Source organism: Brevundimonas sp. FG8, assembly GCF_057808845.1.
The window spans coordinates 24,424-42,581 of record NZ_JBMDIU010000010.1 but is presented as its reverse complement, the minus strand read 5'-3'; the positions used below and the strand labels follow the sequence as shown (position 1 = coordinate 42,581).

General features: G+C 68.0%; 17 protein-coding genes. 6 read left to right on the top strand and 11 right to left on the bottom strand.

Going from position 1 to position 18,158, the window contains the following annotated elements; translation table 11 throughout:
- Window positions 1-55: 55 nt before the first annotated feature.
- Together ACODRV_RS14480 and ACODRV_RS14475 are read left to right on the top strand one after the other, a co-directional pair.
- Window positions 56-2,311: a TonB-dependent hemoglobin/transferrin/lactoferrin family receptor gene (locus ACODRV_RS14480; protein ID WP_488908783.1), complete on the top strand. Its 2,256-nt coding sequence runs from the start codon at window positions 56-58 to the stop codon at window positions 2,309-2,311.
- Between the two features lie 21 nt (window positions 2,312-2,332).
- Entirely contained in the window at window positions 2,333-3,373 is a 1,041-nt protein-coding gene (locus ACODRV_RS14475) for a DUF6607 family protein (RefSeq protein ID WP_488908782.1), read from the top strand.
- 62 nt (window positions 3,374-3,435) lie between these two features.
- Here ACODRV_RS14475 and ACODRV_RS14470 read toward each other — a convergent pair whose 3' ends face one another.
- The 9 genes from ACODRV_RS14470 to petA all read right to left on the bottom strand — a co-directional run bounded on the left by ACODRV_RS14470 (window position 3,436) and on the right by petA (window position 12,860).
- Window positions 3,436-5,070: a saccharopine dehydrogenase family protein gene (locus tag ACODRV_RS14470; protein ID WP_488908781.1), complete on the bottom strand. Its 1,635-nt coding sequence runs from the start codon at window positions 5,068-5,070 to the stop codon at window positions 3,436-3,438.
- Window positions 5,070-5,495 (bottom strand): thiol-disulfide oxidoreductase DCC family protein, encoded by a 426-nt coding sequence (locus ACODRV_RS14465; RefSeq protein WP_141627466.1) that lies wholly within the window; start codon window positions 5,493-5,495, stop codon window positions 5,070-5,072. Before ACODRV_RS14465 ends, ACODRV_RS14470 begins: the two co-directional genes overlap by 1 nt.
- 42 nt (window positions 5,496-5,537) lie before the next feature.
- Window positions 5,538-5,924 carry a RidA family protein gene (locus tag ACODRV_RS14460; protein WP_141627467.1) on the bottom strand — a complete coding sequence of 129 codons (387 nt, stop codon included), beginning with the start codon at window positions 5,922-5,924 and terminating at the stop codon, window positions 5,538-5,540.
- Window positions 5,924-7,588 carry a M28 family peptidase gene (locus ACODRV_RS14455; RefSeq protein ID WP_488908780.1) on the bottom strand — a complete coding sequence of 555 codons (1,665 nt, stop codon included), beginning with the start codon at window positions 7,586-7,588 and terminating at the stop codon, window positions 5,924-5,926. The genes ACODRV_RS14460 and ACODRV_RS14455 overlap by 1 nt, the downstream gene beginning before the upstream one ends.
- A 94-nt stretch (window positions 7,589-7,682) precedes the next feature.
- Entirely contained in the window at window positions 7,683-9,329 is a 1,647-nt protein-coding gene (locus ACODRV_RS14450; protein ID WP_141627469.1) for a M28 family metallopeptidase, read from the bottom strand.
- A 76-nt stretch (window positions 9,330-9,405) separates the two neighbouring features.
- The gene (locus ACODRV_RS14445; RefSeq protein WP_141627470.1) at window positions 9,406-9,981 is read right to left on the bottom strand and encodes a DUF1579 domain-containing protein; all 576 of its coding nucleotides are present in this window, start codon (window positions 9,979-9,981) and stop codon (window positions 9,406-9,408) included.
- Between the two features lie 145 nt (window positions 9,982-10,126).
- Window positions 10,127-11,002 (bottom strand): cytochrome c1, encoded by an 876-nt coding sequence (locus ACODRV_RS14440; RefSeq protein ID WP_370450957.1) that lies wholly within the window; start codon window positions 11,000-11,002, stop codon window positions 10,127-10,129.
- Between the two features lie 8 nt (window positions 11,003-11,010).
- Window positions 11,011-12,309 (bottom strand): cytochrome b, encoded by a 1,299-nt coding sequence (locus ACODRV_RS14435; protein ID WP_141627471.1) that lies wholly within the window; start codon window positions 12,307-12,309, stop codon window positions 11,011-11,013.
- Between the two features lie 17 nt (window positions 12,310-12,326).
- On the bottom strand, window positions 12,327-12,860 hold the full coding sequence (gene petA / locus ACODRV_RS14430) for a ubiquinol-cytochrome c reductase iron-sulfur subunit (RefSeq protein WP_141627472.1): 534 nt from the start codon (window positions 12,858-12,860) through the stop codon (window positions 12,327-12,329).
- Between the two features lie 196 nt (window positions 12,861-13,056).
- Here petA and ACODRV_RS14425 point away from each other — a divergent pair, with 196 nt between their 5' ends.
- Genes ACODRV_RS14425 through ACODRV_RS14415 form a run of 3 tightly spaced genes read left to right on the top strand, consistent with a single transcriptional unit; the run spans window position 13,057 to window position 15,319 of the window.
- Window positions 13,057-13,506, top strand: coding sequence for a tRNA (cytidine(34)-2'-O)-methyltransferase (locus ACODRV_RS14425; RefSeq protein ID WP_141627473.1), 450 nt, complete (start codon window positions 13,057-13,059; stop codon window positions 13,504-13,506).
- Between the two features lie 59 nt (window positions 13,507-13,565).
- Window positions 13,566-14,366, top strand: coding sequence for an aspartyl/asparaginyl beta-hydroxylase domain-containing protein (locus ACODRV_RS14420; RefSeq protein WP_488908779.1), 801 nt, complete (start codon window positions 13,566-13,568; stop codon window positions 14,364-14,366).
- Complete coding sequence (locus ACODRV_RS14415; RefSeq protein WP_488908778.1) at window positions 14,354-15,319, top strand: aspartyl beta-hydroxylase; 966 nt, start codon at window positions 14,354-14,356, stop codon at window positions 15,317-15,319. The genes ACODRV_RS14420 and ACODRV_RS14415 overlap by 13 nt, the downstream gene beginning before the upstream one ends.
- Window position 15,320: 1 nt before the next feature.
- Here ACODRV_RS14415 and ACODRV_RS14410 read toward each other — a convergent pair whose 3' ends face one another.
- The gene (locus ACODRV_RS14410; RefSeq protein ID WP_488908777.1) at window positions 15,321-16,580 is read right to left on the bottom strand and encodes a dipeptidase; all 1,260 of its coding nucleotides are present in this window, start codon (window positions 16,578-16,580) and stop codon (window positions 15,321-15,323) included.
- A gap of 101 nt (window positions 16,581-16,681) precedes the next feature.
- Between ACODRV_RS14410 and hemF the strand changes: the two genes are divergently transcribed.
- Window positions 16,682-17,557 (top strand): oxygen-dependent coproporphyrinogen oxidase, encoded by an 876-nt coding sequence (hemF, locus tag ACODRV_RS14405; RefSeq protein ID WP_488908776.1) that lies wholly within the window; start codon window positions 16,682-16,684, stop codon window positions 17,555-17,557.
- A gap of 4 nt (window positions 17,558-17,561) precedes the next feature.
- Here the strand turns inward: hemF and ACODRV_RS14400 are convergent, their stop codons facing one another.
- Entirely contained in the window at window positions 17,562-18,152 is a 591-nt protein-coding gene (locus ACODRV_RS14400) for a YdcF family protein (RefSeq protein WP_141627478.1), read from the bottom strand.
- Window positions 18,153-18,158 lie beyond the last annotated feature (6 nt).

The window sequence follows — 18,158 nt, the reverse complement described above, 5'->3', positions numbered from 1 at the left end:
TTCTGCAAATCGTTCGCAGTAATTGCCCCGCCTGTTCATCAAGCGGGGCTTTTCCATGCGTACCCTCCTCCTCTCCGCCGGGCTCGCCGCCCTGACCGTCGCCGCCGCGCCCTCGGCCATGGCCCAGACCACCGGGTCGCAGGAGGCCGCCCAGCTGCCCCCGGTCAGCGTTCTGGCCACTCGCACCGAGACCCGCACGGACGAGGCCCCGGCCACCGTCACCGTCATCACCGCCGCCCGGATCGAGGCCGAGCTGGCCACCGACATCAAGGACCTGGTCCGCTTCGAGCCGGGCGTCAGCGTCGTCAGCCAGCCCCAGCGCTTCGGCGCCGCCCTCGGCACGACCGGCCGTGGCGGCAACGAGGGCTTCACCATCCGCGGCATGGGCGGTGATCGGGTCCTGATCGTCGTCGACGGCGTCCGCGTCCCCGACGGCTTCACCTTCGGGGCCCAGAGCGTCGGTCGCGGCGGTTACTCGGACCTCGATCTGATGAAGTCGGTCGAAATCCTGCGCGGCCCTGCCTCGGCCCTCTACGGCTCGGACGGCGTCGCCGGCGCGGTGGCCTTCACCACCCGCGACCCCGCCGACCTGCTGCGTGACGGCCAGACCTTCGGCGCCCGCGCTCGCGTCGGCTTCAACTCGGCGGACGAAAGCACCACGACCTCGGGCGTCATCGCCGGTCGCGTCGGCGCCTTCAGCGGCATGGTCGGCTGGACCGGCCGCGACGGCGAGGAGACCGAGACCCAGGGTAAGATCACCGGCGAAGAGACCGTCATGGTCGGCGCCACGCCCTCGATCGTCTATTCGAACCGCACCGTCGCCAACCCGATGGAGTTCAGCTCGGACGCCTGGCTGGCCAAGCTGGTCTGGGACTTCGCGCCGGGTCAGAGCCTGCGCCTGTCCTATGACAACTTCCAATCGGAGATGGACGCCGATGTCCTGAGCGGCCGCACCACCCGCACCCTCGCCGCCCCGCCGACCGCCGCCACCGCCGTCCTCGGCCTCACCGCCCACGACACCACCGAGCGTGAACAGTTCCAGCTGGCCTACCGCCTGAAGGACGTGCTTGGCTTCGACAGCGGCCAGTTCACGGTCTACCAGCAGGACTCGACCACCCGTCAGTTCACCGCCGAAGACCGCGTCGGCACGGACCGCACCCGGGACAACACCTTCGACAACGAGGTGTTCGGCCTGTCGGGCGACCTGACCCGTACCTTCGGTTTCAACCGCATCACCGTCGGCGGCGACTGGTCCGAAACCACCCAGCAGGGCGTCCGCTCGGGCGCCGTGCCCCCGGCCGGCGAGACCTTCCCCACCAGCGCCTTCCCCAAGACCGACTTCACCCTGGGCGGCCTGTTCATCCAGGACGAGATCAGCCTTCTGGACGGCGCCCTGAAGATCATCCCCGCCGTTCGCTGGGACACCTTCGAGCTGAGCACCGCCAACGATCCGCTTTACCCGGGGCCGCGCGCCGACCAGTCGGACGACCATTTCTCGCCCAAGCTGGGCGTGGTCTGGTGGAGCAACGACCAGTTCGGCCTGTTCGCCAACTGGGGTGAAGGCTTCAAGGCTCCGACCCCGAGCCAGGTGAACAACTACTTCGCCAACCTGGCCTTCGGTTACACCTCGGCTCCGAACCCCGACCTGAAGCCGGAAACCAGCCAGAGCGTCGAGTTCGGCGCCCGCTTCCGCAACCTCTCCCTGCTGGGCGGGACCTTCGCCGGTCAGGCCGTGGTCTTCCAGACCGACTACTCGGACTTCATCAGCCAGCAGGTCGTCTCGGGCGCCGGCACCCCGGCTGATCCGATGGTCTATCAGTGGATCAACTTCACCGACGTCGAGATCAAGGGCTTCGAAGCCCGCGCCGACGCCTGGTGGGACAACGGCGTCAGCGTCCGCTTCGCCTTCGCCTATGCCGAGGGGGAAACCACCAGCGCCGGTGTGACCACCCAGCTGTCGACCATCGACCCGATCAAGGTCGTCTTCGGTCTGGGCTACGATGAACCGGCCGGTCGCTTCGGTGGCCAGCTGATCACCACCTGGTCGGACGCCAAGGACGTGGCCGACACCGATGGCCTGAGCTGCTACGCCGCCGGCTGCTACGTCGGCGACGACTTCGCTCTGGTCGACCTGACCGCTTACTGGAACGTCAACGAGCAGGTCACGGCCCGCATCGGCGTCTTCAACCTGCTGGACGAGAAGTACAGCTGGTGGAGCGACGTCCGGGGCGTCGCCGCCTCCTCGGCGGTCAAGGACGCCTACACCCAGCCGGGCCGCAACATCGGTCTGTCGCTGGCCTTGCGGTACTAAGCCTTCTTCCGGATAACGAGAATGACTCTCATTCAACGGACCCGTCACATGCGCCGCGCCCTGTTGCTCACCACTGTCCTGTCCGCCGCCCTCGCGGCGTCCGCCCCGGCCCTTGCCGAAGTCGCCCCAATAGCGAACCCGGGGGCGGCCCCGGTCACCACCCCGGCGACCAGCCAGTTCGAGCGGGATCGCCAGTCGATCCTCGCCCAGGCCGGCCAATGGCGGGTCCGGTTCGACATGCGGGAGAACGTCAGCTTCCGCGCCGGCTATGAGCCGCTGGAAGAGAAGCTGTCCGCCGGTAACGAGATCGTCCGCGTCGTCCATGACGACGGCGCCCGGATCAGCCTGCAGCACATCCTCGTCATGAGCGATGACGCGGGCAACCACATGGTCATCAAGCACTGGCGGCAGGATTGGGTCTATGAGCCCGAAACCGTCCTGACCTACGCCGGTCCGAACCAGTGGGTCCTGACCCCGGTGCCCGCCGACCAGCGCCGGGGCGCCTGGTCCCAGACCGTCTGGCAGACGGACGACAGCCCCCGCTACGGCGGCGTCGGCCACTGGAGCTATGACCATGGCCGGTCGGAGTGGACCTCCAACCCGACCTGGCGTCCGCTGGCCCGCCGCGACGCGGTCCGCGACCCGATCTACGACCGCTATCTGGGCACAAACCGCCACGCCCTGACACCGGAAGGCTGGGTCCATATCCAGGACAATGTGAAGATGGGTCCGGCCGAGGGCGAAGGGAGCGAACCCGTCGCCATCGTCCAGGAAGACGTCATCAACACCTACCGCCGCGTCGACAACTATGACCCGACGCCCGGCGACGCCTACTGGGCCGCGACCAGGGACTACTGGGCCGGCGTCCGGGCCGCCTGGGACGAGGTCGCTGTCCGCAACGGCGGCATCTGGCTCGAGGAAGAAGCCAACCGCGGCGCCGTCACCGGCAAGCCGCTGATGGACTGGGCCGACGAAATCCAGGCCGGAACCCTTACCACCGACGCCGCCATCGCACGGGCGCGTGAACTGATCGGCCGCGCCACCGTGGCCCCGGCGTCGTAGCCGAACCGTTCACGCGAAACGGGGGGGGAAGGGGGGACGCGGTACGGCGTCCCCCCCTTTTTTCATGCCCGCTGCAACCAGCCGCGATAGCGAACCAGCCGCCTCAGCAAGGGGGCGTTGATCGTCACGTCGAAGACGAAGCGGCCCTGCTCATCGACCTCCTCTAACGCGACGGCCGAGGGGCCGAGAGCCTTCGGCAGCGGGATCGGCCCCAGCCGCCAACCGATAACCTGATAGATCAGCCGCCCGCCTTCCGGCGTCAGGCTCAGGTCCATGCTGACCGGCCCGAACCGCTCGCGCACCACGCCGCCCAACCGGGCGTGCGACAGGACGCTGGCGAAGCGGTGTCCGCCGATCCGGCGTCGCCAGATCGACCGCTCCCCATCTGCATCGATGGCCACCTCGGCCTCGCAGTCCGCCTGCGCCTTCGGGAAGCCGACGATCCGGGCGACCAGCGCCGCCAGCGGCCCTGATGCGCCCTCCGTCATCGCCCTGCCCCGCCACACCGACCGCCCCGGCGTCTCATGCAGCGCCCGGACGGGTTCGGGCAGATCGTCAAAGGCCGGGCCGATGGCGCGGGGATACAGGCCGCGCTCCACGACCACTTCGGTCGCCAGCCTGTGTGGTGACATCTCCTGTGTGATCGCTTCCAGAGAGAGGACGCCGACACAGGCCCTCGCCCCCGGCGTAACCCGCCCGGCGATGATGGCGCGGATCACGGCCAGTGCGGGCAGGCTGGGCGTCACCGGCCCTTCCCCCGGCTCGGCGACCAGCCGCCACACCGCGCGCACGGCCCGCCCCTGCCCGTCCACGCCGAGCGCCTGCACGCGCATGGCGCCGCGATCAGATCCGCTCACGGAATGCAGGCTCGCCAACGCCAGCAGAGGTCTGGCCAGCGGCACGGGGTTTAACCGGAACAGGCTGACCAGCCGGCCCAGCAGCCACGCCTCGAGATGAAGGGGCCAGGGCTCCATGCCGGCCAGAAACAGCGCTCGGTCGCGGGGCCGGAACCGCTGAGGGAACAGATCAAGGTCCGGCGTCTCGCACAGCGACACTGAGCGCCGCCCCGCCGCCCCGAAGTCCCGCCGGTACAGCCCGCTCCAGCCGCGCCGGGTCGTCCATGCCCCATCCTCGAACACCCGCACGGGTCGGCCCATCCACGACAGGATGGCCTGCATGACCGAAAGCCCCTTGGGCGCCCGCGCGCCGGGCGAGATGGCGGCCTCCACGGACACGGCCTCCCGCCAGCCTTCGGTCAGATGATCCAGCACGGCGTTGGACAGGGCCGGGGTCGAACTACACCCGGTCAAGGCGACCACGCCCGCCGCTCTCGCCGCCGCATCCAGCGCAGGGAAGGCGGCGACGAAGTCCCGCCCGTCGGCCAGATCGACATAGTGCAGGCCTGCGGCGATGGCCGCCCGCGCCGTCGTCGGCTGCGCACCCTGAAACGGCCCGGCCATGTCGGCGACGATACTCGCGCCGGTCGCCGTCAGTTGCTCGGGGCTCAGGGTCGCGGTGTCCAGAACAGCGACCTCGACCGAAGCGCCCGAGAACGCCTTCCGCAGTCGCGCGGCCAGCGCCTCGGCCCGTTCCCGGCTGCGCCCCGCCACGACCAGACCGAAGCCGTGCCGCAACAGCCCCTCGGCCAGCCGCGAGCCGAACACCCCACCCGCGCCGATCACCAGAACCTTGGTCATTACAGGAAGCGTTTCCGGTCTTCTGGCGAAGGGATCATACAGGCATCGGTCCGCCCGAAGATCGCATAGCGATTGCGGGCGATCAGATCATAGACGGGGTTCCGCAACAGGCGCGGCACGACCTTCAGTCCCCTGAACGCCATCATCCCCGGCAAGGCGCCCAGCACCGTCAACGCCGCGTCAGACTTGAAGTGAATTCGCCCGTTCAGGACCACGGCGTTCGTCTGCGGCGCCTCCGGGTCGATCCCGTACCGCACCGCCAGCGCCTGACCGGCCTCCGACTGGATCGGCAGGAAGCGGAAGCGCTTCTCGGTGTCACGGTTGATCACAAACCGCACCCAGCGCGAACAGAAGATACAGACCCCGTCGAACAGGATCAGGCCGTCAGGTTCGTCAGGAGCGGGCTGGGGCGACCAACGGGTCATGGAGTGACAGTGGGCCTCTCGGTGAAGCTTCTCAAGGCGACGTCAAGCCGCCGCCACGGCCTCGATCTCGACCAGCCAGCCCTCTTCGAACAGGCCGGTGACAATGACCGTCAGCGCCATCTGCCGCCCGCCGAGCCGACGCAGGCGCACTTCGCGGTTCGGCAGGGCGTATGCCCGGTCAGACAGATAGGTCGTGACCTTCACCAGATTATCCAGCGTCATTCCCGCCGCGCGCAGCTGGGTCTCGACATTGTCCCAGACCTGTTCGCACTGGCCGGTGAAGTCCGCCGCCAGCGAGCCGTCCGGGGCGACCGGGATCTGGCCGGACAGGTAGAGCCAGCGGGTCGCCCCGCCGACTTCACAGGCCTGCGCATACTCGCCCTCCGCCGGCGGCGAGCCGTCGCCGGTCAGAGGGCGGATGGACAGCATCAGCGGCGCGCCGCGTCCGAGCGGGCGCGGACCTGACCAAACTCCGACGACGGCTTCCAGCCGGGCCATTCGTCGCTGTTCGCGAGGTCCAGACCCAGATGGTACAGCAGGGTCAGGTTCTCGACCGCCGAGGTGAAGTTCAGGTCGGCCGACCATTCGTCCGACGGCTTGTGGTAGTCGGCGCCGAACTTGGCGCGCCAGGCGGCCTCACCGGTCTCGCGACCGCCCTCGACCCAGTCCCAGCCGTGCCAGGGCATGATCGCCGGCACGCCCGCGCGGGCGAACGGGAAGTGATCCGACCGGTAGTAGAAGCCCTGCTCCGGCATGCCGTCGTCGGAGACGTAGCGGCCCAGCGGCGCCGCCAGAGCCTGCAGGCGATCTTCCAGATCATTCTGGCCCTTGCCGAAGATCGGCACGTCACGGGTCGAACCCGACAGCGGCAGCATGTCGATGTTGATGTCGGCCACGGTGGTCTCGAGCGGATAGACCGGGTCGGCGACATAGCCGTAGGCGCCCAGAAGCCCCATCTCCTCGGCCGCCATGTGGGCGAAGATGATCGAGCGCTTCGGACGCGGCGCGCGGCTCAACTGACGGGCCATCTCGACCACGCCGACGGTGCCGGACGCATTGTCCCAGGCGCCGTTGAAGATCTTGTCGTCACCCGGGGTTTCCGGATGCTGGGCCTCGCCGCCGACGTGATCCCAGTGCGCCGAATAGATGATCGTCTCGTTCGGACGCTCGGTCCCCGGGATTTTGGCCAGCAGGTTGTGGGTGACCAGGGTGTCGATGGTCTCGGACACATCGACCGACAGGCTGACACCGTTCAGCGCCACGGCCTTGAACGTCCCGCTGCCGGTGTTGGCGAAGCTGTCCATGCCCAGACCGGCGGCCGAGGCCATGGCGAAGGCGGTGTCGTGGTTGATGGCGCCGGAGAACTCCAGATCCGCCGCGCCCGGCGTCAGGGTGCGGGTGCGGTTGGCGCCGCGCATCATGCCCTGCCACTGGGGCGAGGACGCCGGCTGGGCGATCAGGGTGATGACCCCCACCGCCCCACGGCGGAAGGCCTCGTCCGCCTTGTATGCGCCCGACTGGTAATTGGTGGTGTACTGACCGTTGAACAGCTCGCCGTCCGGCTCGCCCGGGATGACCACCACGACCTTGCCGCGCACGTCGAGGTCGCCGTAGTCGTCCCAGTTCCGCTCGGGCGCCGTAATGCCATAGCCGGCGAAGACCACGCCCGCGTTGCGGATCGCGGCGCGGCCGTCATTGGTCACGGCGCGCAGGGTGATGTCGGTTCCGACGGTCAGGGCGTGCGACTGGCCGTCCGGGCCGGTCCAGCTGGACGTGCCGCCCGTGACGGGGGTGTAGCGCTTCAGCGCGACCGGTTGCAGCCATTGGCCGTTCGGACCGCCGGGCTCCAGCCCCATGGCCTCGTACTGGGCCTGCAACCAGGCCAGCGTCAGTCGCTCGCCCTCGGTGCCGGGATAGCGGCCCTGGAAGGAGTCGTCGCTGATCGTGCGGATGTCGCTGCTGATCCTGTCCGCCGAGAAGGCGGGCTCGACCGCCGCCGTGCCGCCGGCGCCCGCCGTCGCGCAGGCCGACAGCAGCAGCCCCGCGGACAGGACGGCGGCGATCGCCGAACCGCTCTTCAGTTTGCGAAACATGGTGAGACTCCCATCCCCAAAATCGATGGCGCGCACCTTAGGGCGGCCCCGAAAGACCGCCCCTTACTTTTTTGTCATCTAATCCGGAAGCGGATTAACGCCGCTGATCCGCCGTCGCGGCGCGTGCCGGACCGAACTCGGAGCCATCTTTCCACTGCGGCCACTCGCGGCTGTTCGCGAGCGCCGAGCCGACCGTGTAGAGCACCTGCAGGTCCTCGACCTGACCGCGCAGGTCCCAGTTCGGCGACCACTCGTCCGCCGCCTGATGGTAGCGGCTGCGGCCATACTCCGAGCGGCTGGCCTGGCGCTCGGCGATTGGCTCGTCACGGAAGTCGCCGCTGGAGCCGCCGTAGGTCATCGGCACGCCGCGCTTGGCCAGCGGGAAGTGGTCCGACCGGAAGTAGCCGCCCGAGGCCGGGTTGGCGTCCGGCAGGATGCTGCGTCCCTGGCTCTCGACCACGGCGCCGATCCGCTCATCGAGGTCCGACTGGCCGTAGCCCGTGATACCGTAGCGGGTCACCCGGCCATAGACGTTCATCGAGTCGACGTTGAACCCGCCCACGGTCGTGGCCAGCGGATAGACCGGGTTGGAGGCGTAATACTCCGAGCCCAGCAGGCCGCTTTCCTCGGCGGTGAAGCTGATGAAGACGATCGAGCGTTCCGGGGGCGGCCCCGATCCGAAGGCGCGGGCCAGTTCCAGCAGACCGGCGGTGCCGGTGGCGTTGTCGACGGCGCCGTTGAAGATGGTGTCGCCCTCGGCGTCCGGAGCGCCGACGCCGATGTGATCCCAGTGGGCGGTGTACAGGACGGTCTCGTCGGGGTGGGTCGTACCCGGCAGCCGGGCGATGACATTGTGCGTCGTCACCTGGGTCGAGGCCACGTCATACGTGCCGCTGAAGGTCGCGCCGGGCAGTTCGACAGGCCGGAAGTCGCGGCTGCGCGCGGCGACCTTCAGGGCCTCGAAGTCCAGACCGGCGCGGCGGAACAGGTCCACGGCCACGTCGCGCTGGATCCACGATTCCATCGGTACCCGCTCGGCGGCGGCGTTCTGACGGACGATGTCGAACTGCGGGCCCGACCAGCTGTTGGTCACGGTGGCCCAGCCATAGGAAGCCGGGGCGGTTTCGTGGACGATGATCACGCCCGCCGCGCCCTTCCGGGCCGCCTCTTCGTACTTGTAGGTCCAGCGACCATAGTAGGTCATGGCCCGGCCGCCGAAGGTGTTCAGCTCGGGCGCCTCGAAGTCGGCGTCGTTGACCAGAACAACGATGACCTTCCCACGGACATCGACGTCCTTGAAGTCGTTCCACTGACGCTCAGGCGCATCGATGCCGTAGCCGACGAAGACCAGCGGCTTGTTCATCAGGTGAACATGGTCGCCCGGCAGACGGGTCGAGATGACGATCTGCTGGCCCTGCGTCAGCGGAATGCTCTCGCCGCCGACGCTGAAGCCCGCGCGGATGTTCGAGGCGGTGAAGCGGTTCAGGGTGACGTCCTGCGTCCACTGCCCGTTCGGCCCGCCCGGCTGCATCCCGGCGGCGGCGTACTGGGCGCTGAGGAAGTCGATGACCTTCTGTTCCGCCGGCGTGGCGATGCCGCGGCCCTCGAAGCTGTCATCGGACAGAACGCGGGCGTCTTCCGAAAGGCGCTCGGTGCTGAAGGTCGGTGTCTGGGCGCTGACGCCCGTCGCGGTCAGCAGGGCGCCGGCGACCATCGCGGCAACGGAAACGGACAGACGCATGCTCGGGACACCCTCAGCCTTTTGAACAGGGTGCGGACCGTAGGGCGCCCGATCCGGGCTGTCGATCAGGCCGGGCTCACTGCGGCGACACGGCGCCTGCGCCGGGCCAGTCCGTGTCACCGACGCGGGTCAGGCGCAGTTCGATGAAGCGACGGGGCGGCTGGCCTTCAGCGACATAGTCCCCGACCTCGTGCCAGGTCCCGTCGCGCACGGTCGCCACGTACCGGATCTTCGCATTGGGTCCGGCGGGCATCTCCCAGCGAAAGCCGTCCCCGGTCAGTTCGAACGGGTACTCCCCGGTGTAACCATTGGCGTAGCTCCGGAAGCTGTACTTCCCGGCCCGCTCGTCCCACGACAGGATCGCGAAGGCGTTGAACTGGGTCGTGCCGTCGGCGGCGTATCCCCGCCCCTCGATCAGCTTGACCGAACCGCCCAGCAGCGGACCGACCCGCTCGGTCTGGGTCAGGACCGTGGTGTGACCGGGCATGGTGGTCGTCGCCGTGCCGCGCCACTCGCCGTTCAGAAAGTCGAGCGCTCCGACCCGCTCCCGTTGAGCATCGCTACCGGCGGGCTGCTGGGTCTGGGCGACGGCGGGCGGGGCGGCCAGCAAACTCAGGGCCATCAGGACGGGGGCAAGGGAAAGGCGGGGCATGGAAACCTCCGTGAACCTCGAAGCCGCTTTATGAGACAGGAACCCCCAATTTCGCAACACAACGTTTGGTCACGACCGCGACAATGAAAAACCCGCCGGAGCGAGGCTCCGGCGGGTCGGTCATGTCAGCCTGTAAAGCGGTCGCCTAGTGGGCGACGCCCTTCCAGATGCGGCGGTACGACAGATAGGTCACACCGGCGAACAGCAGAAGGAAGATCAGGGTGCCGACGCCGGCGCGCTTGCGCGCGACCTGCTTCGGATCCGAGGCCCAGGCGATGTAGGCGGCCACGTCCTTGGCGTAGTTCTCGACGGTCGGCGCGGTGCCGTCGTCATAGGTCACCTGACCGTTCCGCAGCGGGTTGGGCATGGCGATGAAGCCACCCGGCGGCACGTGAGCGCCTTCCGCGACGAACGGGGTCAGGTCGCCGGCCATGTACTCGTTGTAGTTCTGGCCCGGACGGATCTGCAGGCCGGCCGGCGGCGCCTTGTAGCCGGTCAGCAGCGAGTAGATGTAGTTGGCGCCGCCGTGACGGGCCTTGGCCATCACCGACAGGTCGGGCGGAGCCGCGCCGCCGTTCGCGGCGGCCGCGGCCGTCGCGTTCGGATACGGATTGGGGAAGCGGTCGGCGGCGGTGCCGTCGCGCATGATCGGCTCACCGGTTTCGGTGTCGATGTCCGCGATCTGCACTTCCTTGGCCAGAGCCTTGACGAAGCGGTTCTCGGCCGCGCTGGCCTGACCCGCCTCATAGAAGGGACCGCCCGGTTCCGCGAGCGTGCGGAAGTGCATCAGGTCCATGCTGTGGCAGGAGGCGCAGACCTCGCGATAGACCTTGTAGCCGCGCTGCAGCTGGCCCTGATTGAAGGCGCCGAACGGACCTTCGAACGAGAAGCCGCCGTCGCGCAGGGCGTGGCCGCCGCCGCCCGCCGCGAGGGCGGGACCGGAGGACAGGGTCAGGCCGGCCGCCGCGGCGATCAGGACCAGGGTCTTCTTCATGGAGCGCATCGGAGTCTTGAGGGTCATGTGCACTATCAGCCCTTCTGCTCTTCGGCGCCCGACAGAACGGGTTCCGAGATGGTCGCAGGGATCGGCAGCGGCTTCTCCTTCAGACCCACCAGCGGCAGGATCACCAGGAAGAAGGCGAAGTAGTACAGAGTCGCGAAGCGGGTCAGCCACAGGTAGCTGTTCAGCTTGCCGTCAACCAGGGTGAAGCTCGGCATGCCCGGGATGACCTGGGCGTCCGGCAGCTGGGCGCCGCACCAGCCGAGGATCAGACCGACCGCGACGAAGATGAGGAAGAAGACCCGCATCGTCGGACGGTAGCGCATCGAGCGCACCTTCGAGCGATCCAGCCAGGGCAGGACGAACAGCACGCCGATGGCGCCGAACATCGCCAGCACGCCGCCGAACTTGTCGGGGACAGCGCGCAGGATCGCGTAGAAGGGCAGCATGTACCACTCGGGCACGATGTGCGCCGGCGTCTGCAGCGGGTTGGCCGGGATGTAGTTGTCGGCGTGACCCAGGGCGTTCGGCATGAAGAAGACGAACGTCGCGAACAGCATCAGGAACAGGATGATGGCGAAGCCGTCCTTGACCGTGAAGTACGGGTGGAACGGGACCATGTCCTTCTTCTGACGGTCCTTCGGGATCAGGATGCCGACCGGGTTGTTCTGACCGGCGTGGTGCAGGGCCCACAGGTGCAGAACCACGCAGCCCGCGATCACGAACGGCAGCAGATAGTGCAGCGAGAAGAAGCGGTTCAGCGTCGCGTTATCGATCGCCGGGCCGCCGCGCAGCCAGATCAGGATCGGCTCGCCGATGCCGGGGATCGCCCCGATCAGGTTGGTGATGACCTCAGCGCCCCAGTAGGACATCTGGCCCCACGGCAGGACGTAGCCGAGGAAGGCGGTGGCGATCATCAGGAAGAAAATCACGCAGCCGACGATCCAGATCATTTCCCGCGGCGCCTTGTAGGAGCCGTAATACAGGCCCCGCAGCATGTGCAGGTAGACCGCCACGAAGAACATCGAGGCGCCGTTGGCGTGGGTGTAGCGGATCAGGTCGCCGCCGTTGACGTCACGCATGATGCGCTCGACCGAGGCGAAGGCCAGTTCCGTGTTGGGCACATAGTGCATGGCCAGCACGATGCCGGTCGCGATCTGGGTCGCGAGGCAGAGGGCCAGAATGCCGCCGAAGGTCCACCAGTAGTTCAGGTTCTTCGGGGTCGGCAGCGACATGTAGTCCGCACCGAAGCGGACGATCGGAAGACGCGTGTCGAGCCATTTCTCGACGGCGGTCTTGGGGACGTAGGTGGATTCGTGATCGCTCATCGTTCTCTCGTACGTCCTCAGCCGATCTTGATGCGGGTGTCGGACACGAACTCGTATTCCGGCACGACGAGGTTCAGCGGCGCCGGGCCCTTACGGATACGGCCCGAGGCGTCGTAGTGCGAGCCGTGACAGGGGCAGAACCAGCCGCCGTAGTCACCGGTGCCGAAGGTCGGGACGCAGCCCAGGTGGGTGCAGTTGCCCAGGACCACCAGATACTGGCCGTGGCCTTCCTTGGTGCGGGCGCTGTCGGGTTGAACCGGCTTGCCCTCGTTCGGTTCGGCCTGAAGCTTCTGCAGCTCGGCCGCCGAACGGTAGCGGACGAAGACCGGCTTGCCCTGCCACTTGATCACGACCTGCTGGCCTTCCTGGACCTTGGTCATGTCGAATTCGATCGACGCCAGAGCCAGGGTGTCAGCCGCCGGGTTCATCTGGTTGATCAGCGGCCAGACGACCATGGCGCCCGCGCCGACGGCGGCAGCGCCGGCTGCGATGTGGATGAAGTCCCGGCGGGTGGCGTCGCCGCCTTCGCCTTCAACGACCGATTCGGCCACGTGTCACTCCTCATACGCCGCATTCCACGCCCGAAGCGGAGCGTGGTGGAACGGCATGGATGCTTTAGCGGAAACCCGATCAACCCGCCCCGATCCGACTTTGCGGCGGTTCGACGCAAGTGGCTGACGCTACTTGCGAAACGGTCGCAAAATGAACCGCGACAAGCCCCCGGGCCGCGCGTATGAGGGCTCTAGAATGCGTCTCGTCCTTTTTCAACCAGCCATTCCGCAGAACGTGGGCGCCAGCATCAGGCTGAGCGCCTGTTTCGGCGTTGAACTGCACATAATCGAACCCACCGGCTTCCGTTTCGACGACCGGGCAATGAAGCGCGCGGCGCTGGACTATGGCCCGCTGAGCCATATGACGCGGCACGCGGACTGGGAGGCTTTCCAGAAGGATCGCGCGCCGGGACGGCTGGTCCTGTTCACGACGAAGGGGGCGACGCCCCTGTCCGACTTCACGTTCAAGACCGACGATGTGTTGCTCTTCGGCAGCGAACCGACCGGCGCGCCGGACTATGTGCATGACGCCGCTGATGAGCGGGTGGTGATTCCGTTGAAGGCCGGGGCGCGGTCGCTGAACCTGTCGGTCTCGGCGGGGATCGCGCTGTTCGAGGCTCTGCGGAAGACCGGCGGCCTCCCCTGAGGCCCCGACCCTGACGCGTCTGGACGCGCGAGGCGGAACAGCCAATACAATCGTCGGTCATGATCGACCGTTTCCGCCTGCCTCTGGACTTTGACGTCGCGCCCCTCCTCGCGGACCTGTCGGCCCTCTCGGGCGCGGGCTGGCTCCCGCATTTCAACACCGGCTTCTATGACGGCGACTGGAGCGGGGTCGCCCTGCGCGAGCCCGTCGATGGGAACGGCGGCCTTGTCGCCACCGGCCGGACTTTCAGCGACACGCCGCTGATGGAGCTTTGCCCGGCCGTCCGTGAGGTGCTGGCGGCGCTGAAGTGCCCCCTGAGGTCGGTCCGCCTGCTGCGATTGGGGGCGGGCGCGACAATCCGTGAGCATCGCGACTATGATCTGGGTTACGAGCAGGGCGAGGCGCGGCTGCATGTGCCGATCCTGACCAACCCGGACGTGGCCTTCCACCTGAGGAACCGTCAGGTCGAGATGAAGCCGGGCGAGACCTGGTATCTGGACCTGAGCCAGCCCCACCGGGTCTTGAACGGCGGCGCGACCGACCGCGTGCATCTGGTGATCGACGTGGCGGTGAACGATTGGCTGTGCGGCCTGGTCCCGTTCGAGGACGACGATCCCTTCCGCCCCTCCCCGCCCCTGATCGACGCAGAGACGGCGGCGAGCAATCTGGAGCGCTTCCGCGCCCGGGTCGCCGCGGAGCCGGGCCTGCACGCTATCCTGCGCGACACCACCGACCGCGACCTGTTCGTCGAGGAGGCGATCCGGCTGGGCCTGGAGCACGACCTGCCCTTCACCGCCGATGTGGTCCGTTCGGCCCTGGCGGAGGAACGCCGCCGATGGAACGAACAATGGATGAAGTGACTACGCTGGACGGCTGGTTGCCCGGCCGCATCTTCTGGGACGACGCCGATATCGAGGCCTCGGTCGTGGAGTGGATCTGGTGCGACAGCCCGCGCTTCACCGAGGCCTTTCTGGATGACACCTTCACCCGACTGATGCGCCACCCGGCCAACACCTTGTTCCGGCGACGCACGACACTGGCGGGGCTGGAGGCATGGGCGAAGCGATCACCCGGCATCCCGCCGACAGGCTTCATCTTCCACGTCTCGCGGTGCGGCTCGACCCTGCTGGCGCGCCTGCTGGGTGAACTGGACGGCGCGCTGATCCTGTCGGAGCCGGGTCCGGTGGACAGCCTGATCCGCGCCGGAGAGCGGCTGGACCGGGAACGTCAGATCACGCTGCTGAGGGCCGTGGTCAGCGCGCTGGGTCAGGCGCGGGCGCCGGGACAGGATCGGCTGTTCCTCAAGATGGACGCCTGGAACACGCTTCATCACGGCCTGATCCGCGAAGCCTACCCGACCACGCCCTGGGTGTTCCTGTATCGCGATCCGGTCGAGGTTCTCGTCAGTGCTCTGAACCAGCGCGGGGTGCACACCGTGCCCGGCCTGCTGCCGGGCCGCCTGTTCGGAATCGAGACGGAGCCTGATCCGGACGCCTATGCCGCAAGGGTTCTGGGGGCGATCTATGAGGCTGGAATCGAGGCGCTGGCGGCCTCACCCGGCCTGCCGGTTAACTATGCGGACCTGCCCGGCGCCGCATGGGAGGCAGTGGCCGGGCATTTCGGGATCACCCCGACGCCGGAGGAGATCGCGCGCCTGACCGCCCAGTCCGGACGCGATGCGAAGAGAGGCAACCAGCCCTTCACTGCAGACTCAGCGGCCAAGCGCAACGCGGCGCCCGACGCGCTGAAGGCCTTGGCGGAGCGCTGGATGCGCCCCGCCCATCATCGTCTGGAAGCCCTGCGGACCGCCTGACCTATTCCGGCGCGCCGCCATCGAAGGCCGCGAGGCTGGGACGCTCGCTCCGCTTGCTCGCCGCCACCGCCTCGACCGAGCGCATGACACGCAGGACGTTCTCCCCCGCCAGCTTGCGGATGTCGGCCTCGGTCCAGCCGTTCGCCATCAGGGCGGCGAGGATGCGGGGATAGGCATCCACGCCGTCCACTCCATCCGGCAGGGCGTCGACGCCGTCGAAATCTCCGCCCAGACCAACGTGATCAATCCCGGCAACATCACGCACATGCTGGATATGAGCCACGACGTCGGCAACGCCCGCACGCGGGATGGGGTTGGCGGCAGTCCAGGTCGCCATTCCGGCGGTGACCGCCGCCGGGTTGCCCGGATTGAGCGACTTCAGCCGGGCGTCCTCTGCGGCGCGGGCGGCGCTCCATGCGCGAACCGTCTCATTGATGAAGCCCGGTACGAAGGTGACCATCACCACCCCGCCGTTCTGCGGCATCAGGCGCAGGACATTGTCAGGGACGTTGCGGGCATGCCCCGTCACAGCGCGCGCCGATGAGTGGGAGAAGATCACCGGGGCCTCGGACACGCGGATGGCGTCCAGCATGGTGTCTTCTGACACGTGGCTGAGATCGACCATCATGCCGAGGCGATTCATCTCCTTGACCACCTGCTCGCCGAAGGGAGACAGGCCGCCCCACTTGGGCGCATCCGTCGCGCTGTCGGCCCAGGTCGTGGTCTTCGAGTGGGTCAGGGTCATGTAGCGAACCCCGGCCTCATGGAACTCGCGCAGCAGGCCGAGCGAGTCGTCGATCGAATAGCCGCCCTCGATCCCCATCAGGCTGGCGATCCGTCCACGACGATGGATGCGGACGATGTCATCGGCGGTCGTGGCCAGTTCGAAGACCTCGGGGTGGGCGGCGACCATGCGGCGAACCACGTCGATCTGCTCCCACGTCGCGACCGCCGCATCGGGCGGGGTCAGGCTGGCGGGCACATAGACCGACCAGAACTGGCCGCCGACGCCCCCGGCGCGCAGGCGCGGAATGTCGGTGTGCAGGTCTGTCGAGGCGTGAAGATCGTGGGTCAGATCAACCGCATAGGGGTCGCTGCCGTGCCCCTGACGCAGGGCCCAGGGCAGGTCGTTGTGGCCGTCGATCAACGGCGTCCGTTCAAGGATGCGCCGCGCCTGGACCTCGCCGGGACTGGTCTGGGCCATCGCGGGAAGCGCGACGGCGGACAGGGCGGCGGCGGCCAGAAGGACGGTGCGGAACATCGGCGAACTCTCCGGAAACGGGACCGTGACAGTGGCAGAGCGACAGCGAGGGTCAACGGCGACACTTTCGTCCGGCGCGCGGGCGGCCTAGTGAAGCCGCCATGACCGACGCCGCCGATCCCCTCGCGCAGAAGAAAGCCGCCGCCCGCCAGTGGTTCGAGGCCCTGCGCGACCGCATCCACGCCGGGTTCGAGACGCTGGAGGACGCGGCGCCTGCTGATCTTTTCACCGGCGAGCCCGGCCGCTTCGTCCGCACGTCGTGGGACCGCAAGGAAGGCGGTGGCGGCGTCATGGGCATGATGCACGGCCGCCTGTTTGAAAAGGTCGGTGTCCACGTCTCTACCGTTCACGGGACCTTCCCCGCCGACTATGCGAAGTCGGTGCCCGGCGCGGCGGAAGACCCACGCTTCTTCGCCACCGGCATCAGCCTGATCTGCCACCCGGTCAGCCCGCGCGTACCGGCGGTGCATATGAACACCCGTTTCATCGCCACGACGAAAAGCTGGTTCGGCGGCGGCGGCGACCTGACGCCTGTGCTGGACGTGGACCGCCATCAGGATGCGGCGGACACCGTCGCCTTCCACGCCGCGATGAAGGCCGCCTGCGACGCCCACGACCCGAGCTGGCATCCGAAGTTCAAGGCCTGGTGCGACGAGTATTTCTTCCTGCCCCACCGCAACGAGCCGCGCGGCACCGGCGGCATCTTCTATGACCACCACGACAGCGGCGACTGGGACCGCGACTTCGCCTTCACCCGCGATGTCGGCGAGGCCTTCCTGGACGTCTATTCGCGGATCGTCGCGGGCCGGATGACCGAGGCCTGGACAGCGGATGAACGTGAGGAACAGCTGGTCCGGCGGGGCCGCTACGTCGAGTTCAACCTGCTGTACGACCGCGGGACCATGTTCGGCCTGAAGACAGGCGGCAACGTCGACTCGATCCTCAGTTCCATGCCGCCCGTGGTGAAGTGGCCGTGAGCGGCTAAAGCCCCGTCGAAAGATATTGCGCGAGGAACCAGGTCTCCCGGGCCACGAACGGCGCCTGGGTCCGCCAGGTGCGATACCGGCTGGTCCGCGTCGGCGACGGCTCGACCGTCAGTCCCAGCCGCCGCGCAATGATCGTGGACCGGCGCATATGCAGGGGATCGGAGACCAGCAGGACCGTCCGCACGCCCCGCGCCTCCAGTATAGGCAGGGAGAAACGCAGGTTCTGGATGGTGGTGCGTGATCGTGTCTCGACCGCGATGTCCGCCGCCGTAACACCGTGTGCGATCAACCAGTCGCGACCGGCTTCGCCTTCACTGAGCGCGTCTCCGGGGCCACGCCCGCCGGTGACCACGACAAGACGCACCCGCCCGGCATGATAGAGCCCGGCGGCATGACGGAGCCGTTCTTCGAACACGGGCGTCGGGGTTCTGTTCGCAACCGCGGCGCCCAGCACCATAGCCGCATCCGCAGACGCACTTGAGGTCTGGTCTGCATACCGGGTGATCGAAAGCGCCAGTCCGGCGCCCGCCACGACCACGATCAGGAACGCCACGGCCGACAGCGCGCGCCAAAGCCGCCGCAACATACCGCG

Bases quoted from the DNA above. Each gene is read 5' to 3' on its own strand.
- ACODRV_RS14480 (WP_488908783.1), top strand. From the start codon at position 56: ATGCGTACCCTCCTCCTCTCCGCCGGGCTCGCCGCCCTGACCGTCGCC.
- ACODRV_RS14475 (WP_488908782.1), top strand. From the start codon at position 2,333: ATGACTCTCATTCAACGGACCCGTCACATGCGCCGCGCCCTGTTGCTC.
- ACODRV_RS14470 (WP_488908781.1), bottom strand. From the start codon at position 5,070: ATGACCAAGGTTCTGGTGATCGGCGCGGGTGGGGTGTTCGGCTCGCGG.
- ACODRV_RS14465 (WP_141627466.1), bottom strand. From the start codon at position 5,495: ATGACCCGTTGGTCGCCCCAGCCCGCTCCTGACGAACCTGACGGCCTG.
- ACODRV_RS14460 (WP_141627467.1), bottom strand. From the start codon at position 5,924: ATGCTGTCCATCCGCCCTCTGACCGGCGACGGCTCGCCGCCGGCGGAG.
- ACODRV_RS14455 (WP_488908780.1), bottom strand. From the start codon at position 7,588: ATGTTTCGCAAACTGAAGAGCGGTTCGGCGATCGCCGCCGTCCTGTCC.
- ACODRV_RS14450 (WP_141627469.1), bottom strand. From the start codon at position 9,329: ATGCGTCTGTCCGTTTCCGTTGCCGCGATGGTCGCCGGCGCCCTGCTG.
- ACODRV_RS14445 (WP_141627470.1), bottom strand. From the start codon at position 9,981: ATGCCCCGCCTTTCCCTTGCCCCCGTCCTGATGGCCCTGAGTTTGCTG.
- ACODRV_RS14440 (WP_370450957.1), bottom strand. From the start codon at position 11,002: ATGACCCTCAAGACTCCGATGCGCTCCATGAAGAAGACCCTGGTCCTG.
- ACODRV_RS14435 (WP_141627471.1), bottom strand. From the start codon at position 12,309: ATGAGCGATCACGAATCCACCTACGTCCCCAAGACCGCCGTCGAGAAA.
- ACODRV_RS14425 (WP_141627473.1), top strand. From the start codon at position 13,057: ATGCGTCTCGTCCTTTTTCAACCAGCCATTCCGCAGAACGTGGGCGCC.
- ACODRV_RS14420 (WP_488908779.1), top strand. From the start codon at position 13,566: ATGATCGACCGTTTCCGCCTGCCTCTGGACTTTGACGTCGCGCCCCTC.
- ACODRV_RS14415 (WP_488908778.1), top strand. From the start codon at position 14,354: ATGGATGAAGTGACTACGCTGGACGGCTGGTTGCCCGGCCGCATCTTC.
- ACODRV_RS14410 (WP_488908777.1), bottom strand. From the start codon at position 16,580: ATGTTCCGCACCGTCCTTCTGGCCGCCGCCGCCCTGTCCGCCGTCGCG.
- hemF (WP_488908776.1), top strand. From the start codon at position 16,682: ATGACCGACGCCGCCGATCCCCTCGCGCAGAAGAAAGCCGCCGCCCGC.
- ACODRV_RS14400 (WP_141627478.1), bottom strand. From the start codon at position 18,152: ATGTTGCGGCGGCTTTGGCGCGCGCTGTCGGCCGTGGCGTTCCTGATC.